Raw genomic sequence first — 16,816 nt, 5'->3', positions numbered from 1 at the left:
TACAGCATCGTCCTCTCAATCGCCCCGACGTGACGCGCGATCAACTGCCATTCATCAACAAGCTTCACCCACACCTTCATGTAGCTCGTAAACAGCTTAACCTCGCGGGTAGTCCCGATTACCTGAGAGATCTCGTTACCCGTGATCGCCAGGTGTGAGTGTCGCTTTCAGGTAAACATGGATCTTAGATTTTGGCTCCTGCCTCAGTCCGCTTCAGCAGTACAAAAGCGTTTGCTACGCGATCGCGCGATGCGGTTTGTCCAGCCGCGCGATGCAGCGTAGGGCAAGGCAATCAGCACCGTCCAAGCACTAAGGCGGCGCCGGGATGTACCATACGGAAGATCAGAAGTTGTGCGATAACGTCGAGAAGAATCGCAATCGTGACGAGGTTGCGCACTGAAGCGAGAGCGCTGCGCAGGAGCCCGGGTCGGTCAGCCGGATGAGACAGAGTCCTCACAAGAAAGGCTGATTGCCCGCACGGCGGTCTTTCACGCCGTCGCGCGCACCGAGGATGATCGCGATCGTCGGCTGCAAGATGAACCGCATTCGGCCAGGTCCGTGGAACCGCGCGACGAGGTCGGGCCAGAAGCGGTGCGACAACAGGTAAAATTCGCCAGTCTGGATGAACTCCCAGACCGCGAACGGTAGCGCCGCAACAAGCACCAGGATGACAATCGCCGGTAGAACGGAATCACGGGAGAAAGCGATTTTCAAGTTTTAAGCTGAGTTAGCCGTGTGGCTCGACCCAACTTGGGCTTTGTCCTTGAACGCGGCCCGCACGCCCCCTTCCAGGTACCGCTTGGAATCCAGAAGGCCGTAGAGCTGGATGATTGTGGCCACGAGACCCGTCCAGCCTGTCTGATGGCTGGCGCCCAAGCCGGCACCGTTGTCGCCGTGGAAGTATTCATAGAAAAGAATGTGGTCGCGCCAGTGGGGATCGGACTGGAACTTTTCCGTGCCTCCATACACCGGGCGTCTGCCAGCCTCGTCGCGCAGGAAGATTCGGCTCAGCCGATCCGCGATCTCCTTCGACACCTCGAAGAGGTTCATCATCTTGCCGGAGCCGGTGGGACATTCAATTTTGAAGTTATCGCCGTAATAGAGGTAAAAGCTCTGCAGTGCCCGGATGATGAGGCCGTTCACCGGCATCCAGATCGGTCCCCGCCAGTTGGAGTTGCCGCCGAACATGCCGGTGTTCGATTCGGCCGGCAGGTAGTCCACCCGGAACTCCTGGCCTTCCACATTGAAGACGTATGGGTGTTGTTGGTGGAATTTGGAGAGCGAGCGGATGCCGTAGGGGCTAAGGAACTCGTTCTCGTCGAGCATCTTCGTGAGGATCCGGCGAAGGCGCTCCGGGTTGACCAAGGCCATGATCCCCCGCTCCGCCACGCCAAAGTGTCCTGGGCCCGTGGGATGGATGGACTCCAGCAGTTCAGGCATCCGCCGCAGGCGTTGGAGAATCTGAGCCATCCCCCGCGGAGCGCGCTCCCGCTGCCGAGCCTCGATTATCGAGGTGGCACACAGGGGCAGCAGCCCCACCATCGAGCGCACTTTGAGCCGCCTGGCGCTGCCGTCTGGGAGCCGCAACAGGTCGTAGTAGAAACCGTCCTCTTCGTCCCACAGACCGTCCTGACCGGGACGGTTGATTGCATTGGCGATATAGACGAAGTGCTCTGCGAACTTCACGAACATGTCTTCGTAGGCGGGGTCGTGGACGGCGAGCTCACTCGCAAGCTCCAACATGTTCTGGCTGAACAAGGCCATCCAGGCCGTGCCGTCTGCCTGCTCAAGATGGCCGCCGGTGGGGAGCGGCGCGCTCCGGTCGAAGATGCCGATGTTGTCCAAGCCTAGAAAGCCGCCCTCGAACACATTCTTACCGAACCGGTCCTTGCGGTTCACCCACCAGGTAAAGTTCAACAAGAGCTTGTTGAACGCCGATTTGAGGAAGTCCACGTCCGTCTCGCCGCGCAGGGCCTGCTCGGTGCGATTGAGGAACATGGTCGCCCAAGCGTGGACTGGAGGGTTCACGTCGCTGAAGTTCCACTCATAGGCGGGCATCGCGCCGCTGGGGTGCTGGTAGACCCCGCGGAGCATCATTTCCATCTGCTGCTTGGCGAAGTCCGGGTCCACGATCGAGAGCGGCAGCGTGTGGAAGGCCAAGTCCCAGGCGGCGTACCACGGGTACTCCCACTTGTCGGGCATCGAGATGACGTCCTCGTTCAGCATGTGGAACCACTCCGAGTTCCGGGAATTTCGATATCCGGTATGCAGAGGGTTGGACCGGTGCTCGTCAAGCCAGTTGTCACCGTCGAAGAAGAAGAACTGCTTGCTCCAGAGCATGCCCGCGATGGCCTGGCGCATTACGCTGGCCGCGTCCGCGGAGATCGAAGGCGGGGTCACGGAGCGGTAGAACTCGTCCGTCTCCTGCAAGCGCGCGGCCAGGGTCTGGTCAAACTCCGCGCCGAAGGAGGCCAGGTTGGTTTTCCCACTCTTAGCGGCAGCGAACTGGCGCGTCAGGCGCAGCCGCAGGGTCGCCGACTGCCCGGGATCAATCGTCACTCGATAGTGCGCAGCCGCCTTGGTGCCCTGCTTTTCGGGGTCTACTGCGCCCTGCTTGTTCTGTACCACGCAATCGTTGATGCCGTCCTTGACGTAAGGGCTCTCGTTCTTTTGCCCGGGGAAAAGCCGTTCGTGGTTCGTTGTGTTATCGGTGAAGAGCAGCGGCACCTCGCCCTCGCAGAAAAGGATAAATTCACCTAACGGTGTGTGGCTTGCGGCGACCGCGCTTGTGCCCGCCGGCGCCTCGATCTGCCTGAGGTTCGGTTTTTCGGCCGCTCTGCTGGATTCGGCGATCCACGACGCCCAGTCGTTGCGGAACCACAGGGTCGGCAGGAGATGCAGTTCTGCCGGCTCCGGTCCCCGGTTGACTGCCGTGATCCGCACCAAGATATCTTCCGGATCGGCTTTGGCATACTCCACAAAGACGTCGAAATAGCGGTCGTCATTAAAGACGCCGGTATCGAGCAGCTCGTACTCCATGTCGTTGCGGGTCCGCCGGCGGTTCGTCTCCACCAGGTCGGCATAGGGGTAGGCCGCCTGCGGGTATTTGTAGAGGTACTTCATGTACGAGTGGGTCGGCGTGTTGTCGAGATAGAAGTAGTACTCTTTCACGTCCTCGCCGTGATTGCCTTCGCTATTGGTCAATCCAAAGAGCCGCTCCTTGAGAATCGGATCCTTGCCGTTCCACAGAGCGAGCGCGAAGCAGAGGTGCTGTTTGTCGTCGGAGATCCCGGCGATGCCGTCCTCGCCCCAGCGATACGCGCGCGAGCGAGCATGATCGTGGGTGAAAAAGTTCCAGGCGTCTCCATTCTCGCTATAGTCTTCGCGAACGGTTCCCCACTGTCGTTCACTCAGGTAGGGCCCCCACTTCTTCCATGGCACTTTGGATTCCTGGCAATCCCGGAGCCGCGCGCGCTCGGCGTTTGCCTCGGCGACGGCTGGTTTTGAATCTGCGGGCGCTTGGTTCACCGTTGCGTTGGTCTGGGTAATTGCCATTTTCAATGCTGCCTCGTCGGGACATCTTTGCGAACCAACAAGATCTACCTTCTCTTTTGATCGGAATTTCCGTTTTGAAACCCGATTCAGGCTGGCACTAAGATCACATGGCTTGCAATCTTTGCCAGGATTTGAGTCCAAGCGTTTTCCAGGTCACAACTGGCGCGTTCTGCCTCGCGTTGATACAGAACACCGAGATCCATTCCTTATGCGTGCGTATCCGCAGACGCTTGTCCCGCCTCCAAGCGTCATCATCAAAATCTACTCGGCTAGATGTCGGCTCATCCCGCTGGCTGCGGCAGCGTTGCGATCGCAGCATGCGACCAAACAACCGCCGCATCGCGACCACGAGGTCGCGGCGAATAAGGCGAGAGCGCCTGCGCGAGCAATCTCTCGGACACTTCGGGGCCGTATGAATCGGCGGTGTCAATCAGGGGTCACGCCGTGTTCGACTGCGCGGCGGATAAGACGGATCGTCTCGACTAGTTCCTTCGGTCCGCCCCAGACACAGACCGATGATCTCTCTAGCGCCGAAAGCCGCGGCGCACTTTCAGAGCCTCACTGACAACAAATGTTGCATCGGGAAAGATGGTCAACTTTCCTTGTCACGCCCACTGATGCATCCGTTGCCACATGCGGCCTGCGCGCGGGCGATAGAGATTGCTGCGCGAATCCGGCTTAAATAGGTTTTTATGCTTGGCCGCCCACGGGGCTTCTTCACAAGCGCTTGCTGGCGGACATCAGATGGATTGTAGGCGGGTATTGAGGGAGAAGGAGGATTGAAGAATCTCAAAATCCCCGGTGCGAGGCCGCTGGCGAGGCCCGGACTGGAAGTGCTGTGCCGAATCTGCGGTACTCGGCAGTGAATTTTGTCGCGCGCATGCGCCGACGAAATCCTCCAATTCACAAGCCGCACCTTGCAGCGGCCGGGAGAATGAAAGAAAAAAACGGAGCGCGATGGAAGTGATTTCAAGAAAGTTTTCACTGGTCATGCTGCTACTCGGATGTCTTTCAATCAGCGCACGTGCGACAGCCGGCGATCGCGATATCGCAAAGGGTCGAGAGTTGTACCTGCAACACTGTGCGGCTTGCCATGGAGTCAACGGCGATGGGCACGGCCCGCTGGAACATGAACTCAAAACACCACCGGCGGACTTGCGCGTGCTTTCCAAGAGGTATGGAAATCCTCTACCGGAAGCGCAAATAGCCCGCTTCATGGACGGCCGGGCGGACGTTAAGGCTCACGGTCCACGCGATATGCCAGTATGGGGAGAGGAGATGTGGCAGTATCCTGAGGGACAAGGCAACCCGAACCAGGTGAGCGACAGTGTCGCGGATATAGTTCATTACCTGCAATCAATTCAGACTGTCGCGCATGGTGCATCGATCGAACAGAAGCGCTCATTGATTGTGAAGCGCGATCAGTGAAGGAGTGGAACGATATTCATGAAGGCATCTGGGCGCCCAGTCAACGGCAGATTGGGTCAGTACCCAAAAGATTTAATCACTTGGGGTCGCCAGCACATGCGGACGAAAAAAGAGCGTTGCCCGAACCCTCGCGCGGCGCGGATGGAGGCTCGATTCCATCGACCGCGAGAGTCGCGGCATAAGGTCTGGCAACCAGAGGGCGTTGCTTCCAGGTTAGGGAACTAGTCCGAACGGCACCCGCAAAATCGCAATTCCCCACCATCCGCCCTGGTTCAGATTTCCGGTGTTGGGAAGCTCGACTGCGACAGCGAACTCGCGGCCGTCGGGCGACCAGACGGCGTGATTGGCGTTGAATGCGCAGCTCGTGATTTGGAGTGCATTTCCGCCAGTCGGAGGCTCGACGAAGATCGCGTAGTTGCCGTTGGTGCAGTTGCGGGTCGATTCGAATTCGACCAGCGTGTCGTGCGGCGACCAGTTGGGCGTGCGCCCTTCGATTCCATCGAGCATGCGCAAGTCGCTGCCGTTCGCGTTCTCAATCCAGATCATGTTGTTCGAGTCGTTGTAAGTTCCGCCCATCACCGGTTCTTGTGCAGCCAGCGCGAGCATCTTTCCGTCGCGCGAGACAGAAGATTCTCCGGTCCACAACAAATTTTGAGTAGCGATCAGATTGCCTGCGGGTAGTCCGATAAACTGCAAGAATGGACCGGGCTTGTCCGGGACCTCGATCGAGACTTCATTTCCGCGCGGAAAGAAGGACGGGTAGGAGGCTTTTCCTGCCGGCGTTGAAACCATCTGGGGAGAGGATCCGTCGGAATTGAGCAACCAGAGTTGCGAAAACGTCTCTACTGAGCCTGTCAACTCGAACGCGATCTGAGCTGACTTGAGTGATCGGTTCCAGGACCAATCTGGCCTCGTGGCCGCATCGCCGCTCGGTGGCAGGTATAAAGGCTCTGGTGTGCCGCCTCGCGCCGGTATCGTGTAGAGCGCGAAAGGGCCTGCGGTTCCGTCAACGGTGCAACTCGGATCATTGGCGCAGCGCGTAAAGAGGACCGTGCGGCCATCAGGAGCGAATCGCGGCCAATAGTCAACATTGCCGTAGGTGTTCGTGATGAACTGTGGTGTCTGAATTGCGAATTTCTGGGTGCCGCAGACGAACTCGTTCCATCCGCAGGTCGTGGTGTCCTGTCGGAGTTGTGCCGTGCAGCTTGCTCCGATGGGGGACGAGGCAGTGGTCGTGTTCGATTCGCCAGCGCGGCCGAAAGGATCCTTGCAACGAGCAAATGTCGCTAAGGCATCTGAGATACACGCGCTGAAACTGCATTCAGCTGGGGAGATTGGTTGAGCATTTGCTGGAGTTCCGGCCCCAGCAATAGTCATGAATGCGACCAGAGCGATAGTTGATTTGATTTTACCTTTCAACAGTCTTCTCCGAGGCTGGCCGCGCAACGTGATCGCGAATAGTTGACGAAGTCCGCGCGAGTCGCCAAGCGGTTTAATTTCGAAAATTTTTGAAAGCCCTTTAAATCCGAATTTTTCGCGATGCACTTCATCGGGACCAGTATTTGGCGAGAAGTCTGTTTGCGTATAGCCTCGCCGGAATCGCGCGCGGCGCGAACCGGGCGCAGCGATCAACTAATTGGTTGAGAGACGCCGCTACCTGACCGCTTCTACCAGCGAGCGCACCGGGTAAATCGCGAGCACGTCGGAACTGTATTCGCCCAGATATAGAAGCTTGCCGTTCGGGGATAAACTCCATTGGCGGGGGAACGCGCCTGCCGGGAACGTTCCCAGAGTCGCAGCGTTTCCCGCGCCACTCAACGCCTTGGCGTAGTCGAGGATACTCACGGTACCGGCCTGGCCGGTGTAGAAACGATTGGTGTTCGCGACAGCGATGTAGCGTCGATGATCGAATGTCTGAGCCCCGTCGGGCGCGACTCCGACCGGTGTAGTTGACAAAAGGGGATTGGGAGCATTAGCGAGAACCGCCGGCGCGCTAAAAGTGAGCAGGTTGTCTTCGTCGCGTGCCGACACCCACACGAGAGAATTGTTCTGCGAGAGAAATACGCGTGTCGGCGAGCATCCTGCGTAAATCGCCGTTCGCACCGACGCCGCGGGATTGGTCTCGGCCTTGCGGACATCGATTACCGTCAGGCGTCCGTAAGGCCCTGGCGTGGTTGGCGGCGGATTTCCGATGCCGTTTGGAATCGAGCAGACGTTTCCTTGGTAGTCCGGATCGGTGTCGAGTGCCTTTTCATTGGTGATGTACAGATAGCGGCCGTCGGTCGTAAACGCGAGTCCAACCGGTGCGTGTTCGACCGGAATCGTCCCGACGATCGGGCTCGTTCCGCCCCGCGACCGGAGAGCCTTTCCTATATCGATCACACTGATGGTATCGTCGAACTCGTTCGAAACAAATGCGAAACGGTTATCGTTGGAAAGGCCAACCTCGATCGAACTCGCCGTCGTCGGGCTGGTCGGTACGGTGCCGATGATGGCATCGGATTGGCCAGCGATCGCTTTTTTTACGTCGATGATTTGAGCGCCTTCAGGTGCGGTCGAGCCCTTTTCGGTCTGAACGGTATCGACCAGGTACCTGCCGTCGCTGGTGATCGTCAAGCCGAAAGTATCGCCTCCGGTCTCAAGCACCCGCAAGAGACTAGCGGAATTCCCTCGCTGTTTTATTATCGCGATTCCGTTGCTGCTGTGGGGCAGGAAGGCGCCCATCGAAACAAACACATATCCACCGTCAGGGGTGGTGACGATCGCGAATGGAGAGCCAGCAAGCTGGATTTCCTGGCTCTCAGGATTAATGCTTTGCGCGAATACACGATCGGATATTCCAGTGATCGCGAGGATTGCGCCGACGCAAGCGACAAATAGACTCTTCATATTGAAAAAAAATACACTACTACTCTCCTAACTTGGCGCGATGACTCTAGTACCGTCAAATAATGTTATTTGCAAATCCAGGCTGAATTCGTATTGGCCGAGGCCTCAGTCGAGGCCGGAAACTGGCCGGCTGCGCAAAGCGACAAACTCGTGTTTGCGACGCGCCGCTGGACGATCCACAGAAGCGCCTGCCCTTGATCGACCGCGGTGTCGACTCCAAGCCAGTGATGTTGATTCCGAACCGTCAAAGCGTCAGAAACATCACGCAGAGAAATGGAAACTGAATTTTCAATCCGTCAATGCAGGAATTCAATTGACACTCGGCGCCCCGGCAGCGCATGGCAGCAGGTGCGGCACTCGCCGTTATTGCCTATTGTGTTCTGTACGCAGTAGTTTTAGCTGTAGTGTTCAGCTTCAAATTGCTACGCAGCAGGATATCGCGGCCTTAGCCGGAGCGCTTGAAGTGGGCTAAGTTCTGTTTCGCGCCCAGTGCTGCAAGTGCCCCCATAGCTCGCCGTCCAGCGTATCGCAGTGATCCCATTTCAACAGTTCGCGCTCCCACGATTGAAGTGCGCCCTGCCTCGCAGCGGCTTTTTCGTCGTGCCAGGCTTCCCAGGTGGCAATTTGCTGAGCCAGAAGCATTGCGCGACACTTCAGGTCATTTGCTATCTTCGTTTCCCTCCTTGTTATGAAACGTAAACTAAACGGCGCTCAGATAGCAATCTGTCTGAACGGCTGGCTACTGTCCTAATTTGGATTTTGTGCTTCCCATTTCTGGATTTCCCTAAACACATTGCGAAGCATCGCCAAAGCCGATGACAATTCCGAAGCGATTGAAGATGAATGAAAAACGTGGGTGCGTAGCAATGCACCCACCGCGCGGGCATCTTCTCCAGGGGGAATTGATTGCAGCGCTTTCCGCAGTCCGTCGAAAACGCTGATCGCTTCTCGTTCTGTCATGGCTTCGCCTCCTTCTTGGAAATCGCTTGTTCAACGAGTTTTCCGCTGGTCAAGTCTTTGCCCTGATTGTCTTGTTTTTGGGTTTCGTCGCATCAGCCGAGCTTCGAAGCAAGAGGATTGGACATCCGGCGTGCTGCACAACCCTCTCCGCGACACTGCCCACGAGGACGTGCGCCAGTCCGGTGCGCCCATGCGTCGACATGAAGATCAAACTTGCATCTACTTTTTTCGCCGCGTCAACGATCGCTTGGAAGGGTACGCTCAATTCTACTAGTGTCCGGCACTTGACGCCGCGCGCGGCTAAATTTTCGCGGATTCCCTCCAGCTTCTCTTGCGCCGCTCGCACTTCTTCTGCGACAAGCGCTCCGGAATTAGGTACCGACGCTAGCGACTCGTAATAGTTATGTTCGACGGCGCAAAGCAGGATGATTTCGGCTCCGTACGGTTGATTGAATTCGACTGCCTCGTCGAGTGCTTTCAACGAAGGCGCAGAGAAATCGATCGGCACCAAGATTCTCTTAATCGCCATCATTTTTCGGGTCTCCTCGCCGATCTCTGATGCGTCGAAAAGCCTGCGTCGTAGTTTCTCTTTCACGCTCGGAAGCTCGGCTCGTTCGCACATTCGCAAGTCGTTGCGGCTCATGTATATCTCGCGCGCAGGCGCCAAAGTGTCAAAGCGTCAGAAGCACCACGCAGAGAAAAAGAAAACGGCCTTTCGATCCGTCAGTGCGGGAGGCTGTTTTTGACGCTCCCGAATTTGAAGAAGCCGCACGCAGCGTTAAGATCTGACACTTTGACGGATCGAAACGCCGGATTGACCGCAGCCAGCGACCGACTGTCGATCTTCGAACGTCCTCTGCTCGTTCAAAACCAGAACCTGACGAAAAGCTTCAACTCCTACAGCGCGGAACTGCTCTCGCACCGATCGCGCCGACGATTCGCATATTCCTGATCTGCCGAAGCCGCGTAGCTAATCCGTTCCGGAATGTAACTGCCCGCGGTGAGCGGATGCGCGCGCCGATGAATTTCGGACAGATGACGCCGTGCCAAGTGGGTATAGATGCGCGTCGTTTCGAATGATTTGTGTCCCGGACGCGCGTCTTAAAGTCGAGCCCAAGGCGAGATTTGAATGTTTCAATCAATCGCAGATACGATGCTGCCAATGGTTTCGCGCAAGGAGCACCTCAAGCGCGCGCGTTCGGCTCGATGGAAAGGTAAAACGAAGGACGAGAAGAAAGAAGCCGCCGGCGCGGGCCGCTAAGGCCCACTGGGCCGGTATGATGCCGGAGCTGCGTTCAGCCGAGATGAAGCGCCGCGCTACGAAGCGCCAGCGCAAACGGGCCAGCAAGACGTGAGCTCATATCCGGAAAGGAAAGAGCTGGCCGAGACCGCAATCGGTCTCGCGAACCAGGCAGAGGCGCAACCGCCCTATCGCCGTCCTCATCGCAGGGCGGAATTCGAGTGTCGGCAGGGGATCATCCGTCACCTTCTGACGCGCCATCGTGAGCCGCCGCTCCTGGCCAAGCGGCCGAAGCCGTGAAGGTTTCCACTAAATCGGCGATCGCCGACGCTACGCCGGTGATGACGGTGAGCGAAACCGTCAAATTTCTCTGCGTCACTCGATTGACGATTCGCTCTCTGATTCGCAACGAAGGACTGCCAGCGTTCAAGATTGGGAGCGCTTCAGGCCTTACCAGAGTATCCAGAGCGGAAACTGTAACGATTCATAACGATGAGTGTTGCCAGTTTGGCCGAATTCGGTGTTTAGAATGTCGCGCCTACCAAGGTTCCGGCGCAGAAATCCGGGCCGAACGCCCAACTCCAGCCGCTTAGGGAGAAACCGAAATGGCAGTGATAAAGCCCCCCGGCGTCTATATTGTCGAGAAAGACGCCTTTCCCAATTCCGTAGTCGAGGTCGCGACTGCAGTACCAGCGTTTATCGGTTACACCGAAAAGGCGGATGACAAGGGAAAGTCACTGAAAAACGTTCCATGGCGGATCAGCTCGAGGGCGGAATTTCTGACCTACTTCGGCGGATCGCCAAAGGCTACCTTCAATGTCAAGCCAATCGAACAACCGGCGGCTTCGGCCCCCGCTCAACCCGCGGCGCGCGCACCGGAGAAGGCGTTTTCGCTAGGCGACATAGACTATGTTGTCACCGCCACGCAGAAGAGCGAAGAGCGCTTTCTCCTGTACTACAGCATGCTGCTGTTCTTTCAGAACGGCGGCGGCCCCTGCTACATAGTCTCGGTAGGGACTTACGATGAACCTATCACGGCGAAAAAGTTAACCGATGGCATAACGCTTCTGCTCAAAGAGCAGGAGCCGACGATGGTGGTGATTCCGGACGCGGTCCGTTTGGATCGGGCGGGTTGTCAGGATGTGCAGGCGGCTGCGCTGATGCATTGCGGCAAGGACACGCAGAGTCGCGTCGTCATCCTCGACATCTACAATGGCTTCGAGGACTGGCATCCGAACGAAGAGGACTGCGTCACGCAATTTCGCAATGATATCGGAACCAATTACCTCGATTTTGGCGCAGCTTATTTTCCCTGGCTGCGCACCAGCATCGTCGCGGACACGGATCCTGATTTCGACTACAGCTTAGTGAACAGTACCGATCTGACCGCACTTCTCACGGCCGAAGCAGTAGAGGTCGCGCAGGAGCCGAATGGCAAGCCCTTACGACCCAATGTCATCGCGGAAGTGAAGACGTTGACGGAAGAGTACAACGCTCAACTTCTCCATAAGACCTTGGTCGAATCGAGCCCCGTCTTCAGCAAACTTCTCAGCGAGATCAAAAGGCAACTTAATCTGTTGCCCCCGTCGGCGGCGATGGCTGGTATCTATTCAATGGTCGATGGCACCTCAGGTGTATGGAAAGCACCGGCGAACGTCAGCTTGAACTCGGTGATCGCACCGACAGTGAATATCTCGCCCGAGCAACAGCAAGACCTCAACGTCGACGTACAGGGCAAATCGATCAATGCGATCCGTCTTTTCAGCGGCGAGGGAGTGCTGGTCTGGGGCGCGCGCACGCTCGATGGCAACAGCGTCGATTGGCGCTACATCAACGTGCGCCGCACGATGATCATGCTCGAACAGTCGATCAAGCTGGCGGCCAAAGCCTATGCCTTCGAACCCAACGTCTCCACTACCTGGGTGACGATCAAGAGCATGATTCGCAACTTTTTGATCGAAATCTGGAATCGTGGCGGTCTCGCCGGCGCGACCCCTGACGACGCCTTCGCGGTTTCCTGCGGGCTCGGAGAAACGATGACGGCCGACGATGTCGTCGAGGGGATTTTAAGGGTGACGGTGTTGGTCGCGGTTACGCATCCCGGGGAATTCATTGAGATCACGTTCCAGCAACAGATGCAGAATTCCTAGTTCAATTACGAGTCCACAAGGAAGCAGAGCGCGACCACGCTCTTCCGGGTGTTGCACCTCCTGCCCTTAGCCGGGCTTGAATTCGAGGTGCAGCGCCTTCAGCCCCCGCAATATGAAGCTGGGCGTGTGGGCGAAGTCATTCTTGCCGGCAGCGATGCGGAGGTCGGGCAATCGAGCCAGGAGCCTTTCGAGAGCGACCCGCGCCTCGAGGCGAGCCAGTGCGGCGCCGATGCAAAAATGCTCGCCCTGACCGAACGCGAGATGATCCCTCGCGTTGGCGCGGCGAACATCGAAGCGATCCGGATCGGAAAATTCGGCCTCATCGCGATTTCCCGAAGCATACATGACGACCAACCGCGCTCCTTCGGGAATCTTCACTCCCGCGATTTCGGTGGCGCTCTTCGCCAGCCGGAAAAGACCCTGCACCGGAGACTCGAGGCGCAGTGCTTCTTCGATCATGTTCGGGATGAGCGAGGGATCGTCGATCACAAGTTTCATCTGATCCGGATTGCGCACCAGCAGCAGCATCGCGCTTGCGATCAGATTGGTTGTGGTTTCGTTCCCAGCGACGAGCAATTGTTGAATGATGCTTAACATCTCCGCGATGTCGAGCGACCTGGTCCCCTCGAGCCGGGCATTGAGCAGATCGGTGGTCAAATCATCGCGCGGCGTGGCCATTCGTTCCTCCAGCCTGGCCTCGAAGTAACGTTGGAACTCGATATAGCTGCGCGCGCATTCGAGCTGCCGCTGATGATCAATCATCCCTCCCAGCTGAGCGACCGCGTCGTCCGACCATCGCTTGAAGGCTTCCATGTCGGAATGCGGCACGCCGAGAGCGTCGGCGATTACCGTCAGCGGAAGGCCGATCGCAAATTGACTTAGCAGTTCGACCTTTCCGGCGCCGATAAACCGATCGATCAGCGCATTGGCGATCTGTCGTACTTTGGGTTCGAGCGTTGCGACCCGGCGAGCTGAAAATGCCTTGTTGACAAGAGCACGGAAGCGCGAGTGGGCAGGCGGATCGTTGGTCAGCAGCGTGTCCATCGGAGGATAGCCCTGTGCCAGAATTTCCATCACGGCCTCGGATGGTCTCGGATTGACCCCCGGCGGCTGACGAGAACTATAGATCTCGGGATGACTCAGGACGTGATGTATGTCGGCGTAACGGCTGACGATGAAGAATCCTACGCCGGGCACTTGGTATACCGGCGCATGTTGGCGCATTGCGCGATAAAAGGGATAAGGGTCCGCTACGTTCTCTGGTGAAAGCGGATTGAAGTCCGACGGCAATTGCGACTGACCCGCGACGGTCACCTCATGCTGCTTTCCTGACAGTAATTCAGCCATGATTTTCCCCGCGGTCGTGCCAAGCCCCGGGCCTTGACCGGATCAAAACCGAACGGTTCGTGTAGCAATCGGAGTCGGCCATTTGCGTGCCGGGTCCTTTTTCGATCTGCAGGACGTCGTTAACTGCTATGGCGAGTATGGAACCTTTGTCATTATTTGCAGGACTTCCTCCTCCAGAAGCTCTGGGAGGTGAGTAGCCCACTGAACAAAGTCAGTGTCCTTACTGGCCGCCGCGAGCGTGGAAGATACTGCGTTGGGATCGGCGATCTCCCAGAGATCGATGATAGTGTTCAGTCGACCAATTGAGTTTTCGTATGCTCCGAGCAGCTTCCATCCCGACCTTTCAAGCACCGGCTTGAGATGGCTCATCACTTCGTAGAATTTCCGCTGCTGCCCGTACTTCACCTTTAGTGTGGCTAAAAGGTAATAGCTCATGGGGCACCTCACCATGTCGTATATTGATGATTTGCGCGCTCTCAACCCAGTGTGCGTACCTCGTTACTGCCGTCCCAACTGTGGTTAATCGCAAAGAAGGGTCCGGCGCCTATAGTCTTCGTCCAAAAGCGCAACGCCTGGTCGAGGTCCGCAGGTACATAAGCCATCTGCATTACGTCTCCCAGTTTCGCGATCGATGTCGATGTGGTCATCGGTCCCTCTCTGGCGCTTGTTTGGCCCAGCTGATCCCGCGACGTAGTAGTTCGTAGAACACAGGCAGGTTCCAGGCTCCGCGCTCGATCTCTGGATACCAGTTCATCAGCGGGCGCATGTCGTAGTGACCGCGACAGTGGCCGAGCGTCAGATAAAGCACCCCGCCCTGACCCAGATGGTTGACGTAAAAGACCGGGTGTCGGGCTCTTGGCCAATTACGCCTTACAAAGCCGCTGGCTTCACCGTCGAATTCCGTGTCGAGGAGAACGTGCAGCTTGCCGTAGGTCTTCGTGAGGTAGAGTTCGTCCGTCGCATCGAAGGATTCGATGCCCGCCACCAACGGATCATTCGGATCGGCAACCGCCACGCGGTAGGGCCCGATCGGCGGATGAGCGATGAACATCGAGCCGAGCGTCTGCATGAAAAGCGGCGCCCAATCGGGACAATCGACCTCTCCAGACTTCAGAAAGCGCAGGATCGAGTTGGTCCCATGCAGCGCAAACCAGCGTCCGCCTCGCTCCACAAAGGATCGCAACTGTTCCTGCTCTTTCAGCCCCGGAATGACGTCGCACGTGTAACTGAGCAGAAAGTCGGCCGCGGAAATAGCATTGATATTTGCGTAGTCTTCGAAGACTCGAACTCGAATGCCTTGATCCTCCGCCAGCAACTTCAGGAACTCGAGGCGGGCAAAGTCAATATCGTGGTACTTGCCACCCACGATCAGGACACAGTTCGCGAGCTCGTGTTTTTTTTGCGCCGCCATCGTTGCCCTGGAACCTCTGGCTACTTCGTCAACGAGGAAATCCGCCAATCGTTTGGCGATCTCCTGCATCACCGCTTGGGCGGATAGAAGATAACTCGCCAGAGCCCTCGTGCGCTTTCGCGGCTTCAGCTGCGTCGAGGTAATGCTGAATCCAGTCATGCATGCGGTGCAGCCCTAACTCGTTCCGGCCGAAAACGAAATCTTTGTTCCCGCCGCTCGATAAACCGCGTTGGATCTTCGCGCAGACCCAGTTGTCCTCGTTCTGTACCGCGCTGATGAACAGCGCGACGGCGGCATCCATCATCGCCCGTTCTTCGTCGGTCGCCGGCGCTTTCGGATAGATGTGGTTCTGGATGGTGCGCGACTTTTCGGGACCCGGCCCCGGGAAGAGTTGCGAAACCATTCCGCCATGTTTGGCCGAAATGGCGAATGACACGTTAGGAAAAACAGTGCGGACAACGGTGATGCCTTCCTCGAGCTCCCACTCGTGGGGAGATCTGTTCCTGAGATCGGTAATCTTGTGGGTGGGAAACCCAACTCGCTGGTGCGGACCGAATGAATCATAGGTCATGATATTGGTCATGACCTGTCGCGCGATCGTCTGCGGATGGAGAACAGAAAAGTGATAGCCCTCGAGATAACCGTCGTGCGCTACCTTCCAGTTGGAGGTCGGTAGTTCGTTTTGCTTGTAGAGGTGCCAGTTCTCCATGCCGAATGACTCGAGTTCTGCAAGCATGCCGCCGAGGTAATCCTCGAGATCGATCGTTGCGCCGGCCGCGAGAGATACGAAGATAAGTCCGGCGCGTTCGGCCGCTGGCAACTCGGTTAAAGCGCGAGAACCTGCGTCAATTTCGCCGAATTTGCGGCGGCCTGCGACTCCCACGAGCGTGCCGCGATCGTCATAAGTCCAGCCGTGATAAGGACACGTAAATTGCTCGCAGCGGCCCCTACCCTCTTCAGTCAGCGTTGTACCGCGATGAGAGCACACCCCGATGAATGCGCGCACGCGACCGTCCTGCCCTCGCACAATGAGAACGGGGACGCCAACGACCTCCACGGACTTGTAGCTTCCCGGCTCCCGCATCTCGCACGTGAAGGCAAGTAACAGTGGCAGCCGCTTGAAGATCGCGTCCACCTCGCGCTGCCATCGTACTGGATCGACGTAGTTTTCAACCGGGATGTACCTGACGTTGTCTGCTGAATCAGTCGTCCCGTTGTTAACATGCGCGAGCAACCGCGTCGCAAGGTTCAAGTATTCGGAACGCCTCATAGTATGGCTCCTATGGTACCCGGAGACTGACTATCTTTGGATTCAGGAGGCAGTAGTCATGAAGATAGCTCGTCATCCGCTAATCCCGAGCTGTCCCATCTTTCGTCCGTCGAACGTGATAAAGCGCTCGGGCGTGACACGCATCACGATCCGCCGTGGCGAATCGAGCATTCGCACAAATCCGGCCTGCTGTTTTTCGTTACCCGGAATCAGGGCTGCGGCGAGCGCCGGATAGAACCAATGCTTCGTTTCGAGATCGTCGAGAATTGCGCAGCGGCCTTTTATGGTTACGGTTGCCGCCGGCATTCGCGTACCGGCGCTGGAGATCGCCACGGAAACTCGATCGTCGCGGCGCACCGCTTTGACCCGAGGCCGCTGGCTGCTCGCCGTGAGCCAGACCTTGCCGTCGCACCAGACGTAGCTCATCACCACCCCGATCGGCCATCCATCCGCGGTGCGCCAGGAGAAGACGCATTCGTTTTGGATCTTCAGGAGCGCGTCGCGATCGGCGTCCGCCAGAGTGAGATCTGAAACTTCCTCGTAGTTTTCCATGGTCAGCCTGATTG

Annotated in this window: 15 protein-coding genes; 3 read left to right on the top strand and 12 right to left on the bottom strand. The window is 57.4% G+C overall.

The genetic code is table 11. The features are described 5' to 3' along the window. Positions 1 to 453: 453 nt before the first annotated feature. Positions 454 to 663 (bottom strand): hypothetical protein, encoded by a 210-nt coding sequence (locus tag VMA09_01080; GenBank protein ID HUA32169.1) that lies wholly within the window; start codon positions 661 to 663, stop codon positions 454 to 456. Between the two features lie 54 nt (positions 664 to 717). Next, entirely contained in the window at positions 718 to 3,555 is a 2,838-nt protein-coding gene (locus VMA09_01075; protein HUA32168.1) for a hypothetical protein, read from the bottom strand. 957 nt (positions 3,556 to 4,512) lie between these two features. Here VMA09_01075 and VMA09_01070 point away from each other — a divergent pair. Further along, positions 4,513 to 4,983, top strand: coding sequence for a cytochrome c (locus tag VMA09_01070; protein ID HUA32167.1), 471 nt, complete (start codon positions 4,513 to 4,515; stop codon positions 4,981 to 4,983). 213 nt (positions 4,984 to 5,196) lie between these two features. Here VMA09_01070 and VMA09_01065 read toward each other — a convergent pair whose 3' ends face one another. The 4 genes from VMA09_01065 to VMA09_01050 all read right to left on the bottom strand — a co-directional run bounded on the left by VMA09_01065 (position 5,197) and on the right by VMA09_01050 (position 9,475). After that, on the bottom strand, positions 5,197 to 5,775 hold the full coding sequence (locus VMA09_01065; protein ID HUA32166.1) for a hypothetical protein: 579 nt from the start codon (positions 5,773 to 5,775) through the stop codon (positions 5,197 to 5,199). 861 nt (positions 5,776 to 6,636) lie between these two features. Next, on the bottom strand, positions 6,637 to 7,872 hold the full coding sequence (locus tag VMA09_01060; GenBank protein HUA32165.1) for a hypothetical protein: 1,236 nt from the start codon (positions 7,870 to 7,872) through the stop codon (positions 6,637 to 6,639). A 747-nt stretch (positions 7,873 to 8,619) separates the two neighbouring features. Beyond that, the gene (locus VMA09_01055) at positions 8,620 to 8,832 is read right to left on the bottom strand and encodes a hypothetical protein (GenBank protein HUA32164.1); all 213 of its coding nucleotides are present in this window, start codon (positions 8,830 to 8,832) and stop codon (positions 8,620 to 8,622) included. Between the two features lie 49 nt (positions 8,833 to 8,881). Beyond that, positions 8,882 to 9,475, bottom strand: a complete 594-nt coding sequence (locus VMA09_01050) for a universal stress protein (protein HUA32163.1) — start codon at positions 9,473 to 9,475, stop codon at positions 8,882 to 8,884. Between the two features lie 486 nt (positions 9,476 to 9,961). Here VMA09_01050 and VMA09_01045 point away from each other — a divergent pair, with 486 nt between their 5' ends. Further along, positions 9,962 to 10,093 (top strand): hypothetical protein, encoded by a 132-nt coding sequence (locus VMA09_01045; GenBank protein ID HUA32162.1) that lies wholly within the window; start codon positions 9,962 to 9,964, stop codon positions 10,091 to 10,093. Between the two features lie 584 nt (positions 10,094 to 10,677). Continuing rightward, entirely contained in the window at positions 10,678 to 12,222 is a 1,545-nt protein-coding gene (locus VMA09_01040; GenBank protein HUA32161.1) for a phage tail sheath C-terminal domain-containing protein, read from the top strand. 66 nt (positions 12,223 to 12,288) lie between these two features. Here VMA09_01040 and VMA09_01035 read toward each other — a convergent pair whose 3' ends face one another. The 6 genes from VMA09_01035 to VMA09_01010 form a co-directional block, all read right to left on the bottom strand. Then, entirely contained in the window at positions 12,289 to 13,569 is a 1,281-nt protein-coding gene (locus VMA09_01035) for a cytochrome P450 (protein HUA32160.1), read from the bottom strand. Positions 13,570 to 13,695: 126 nt separating this feature from the next. Further along, positions 13,696 to 14,004: an NIPSNAP family protein gene (locus VMA09_01030; GenBank protein ID HUA32159.1), complete on the bottom strand. Its 309-nt coding sequence runs from the start codon at positions 14,002 to 14,004 to the stop codon at positions 13,696 to 13,698. A 41-nt stretch (positions 14,005 to 14,045) separates the two neighbouring features. Further along, positions 14,046 to 14,216 (bottom strand): hypothetical protein, encoded by a 171-nt coding sequence (locus VMA09_01025; protein HUA32158.1) that lies wholly within the window; start codon positions 14,214 to 14,216, stop codon positions 14,046 to 14,048. After that, positions 14,213 to 15,049, bottom strand: a complete 837-nt coding sequence (locus tag VMA09_01020) for a ThuA domain-containing protein (protein ID HUA32157.1) — start codon at positions 15,047 to 15,049, stop codon at positions 14,213 to 14,215. The genes VMA09_01025 and VMA09_01020 overlap by 4 nt, the downstream gene beginning before the upstream one ends. Further along, complete coding sequence (locus tag VMA09_01015) at positions 15,009 to 16,232, bottom strand: SRPBCC family protein (protein ID HUA32156.1); 1,224 nt, start codon at positions 16,230 to 16,232, stop codon at positions 15,009 to 15,011. Before VMA09_01015 ends, VMA09_01020 begins: the two co-directional genes overlap by 41 nt. Before the next feature lie 90 nt (positions 16,233 to 16,322). Further along, positions 16,323 to 16,802 (bottom strand): pyridoxamine 5'-phosphate oxidase family protein, encoded by a 480-nt coding sequence (locus tag VMA09_01010; protein HUA32155.1) that lies wholly within the window; start codon positions 16,800 to 16,802, stop codon positions 16,323 to 16,325. Positions 16,803 to 16,816 lie beyond the last annotated feature (14 nt).

This window comes from Candidatus Binataceae bacterium (assembly GCA_035508495.1).
Lineage (GTDB): Bacteria > Desulfobacterota > Binatia > Binatales > Binataceae > JASHPB01.
Note: the sequence above shows the minus strand (reverse complement) of the source record. Positions and strands in the feature narration are given on the sequence as shown.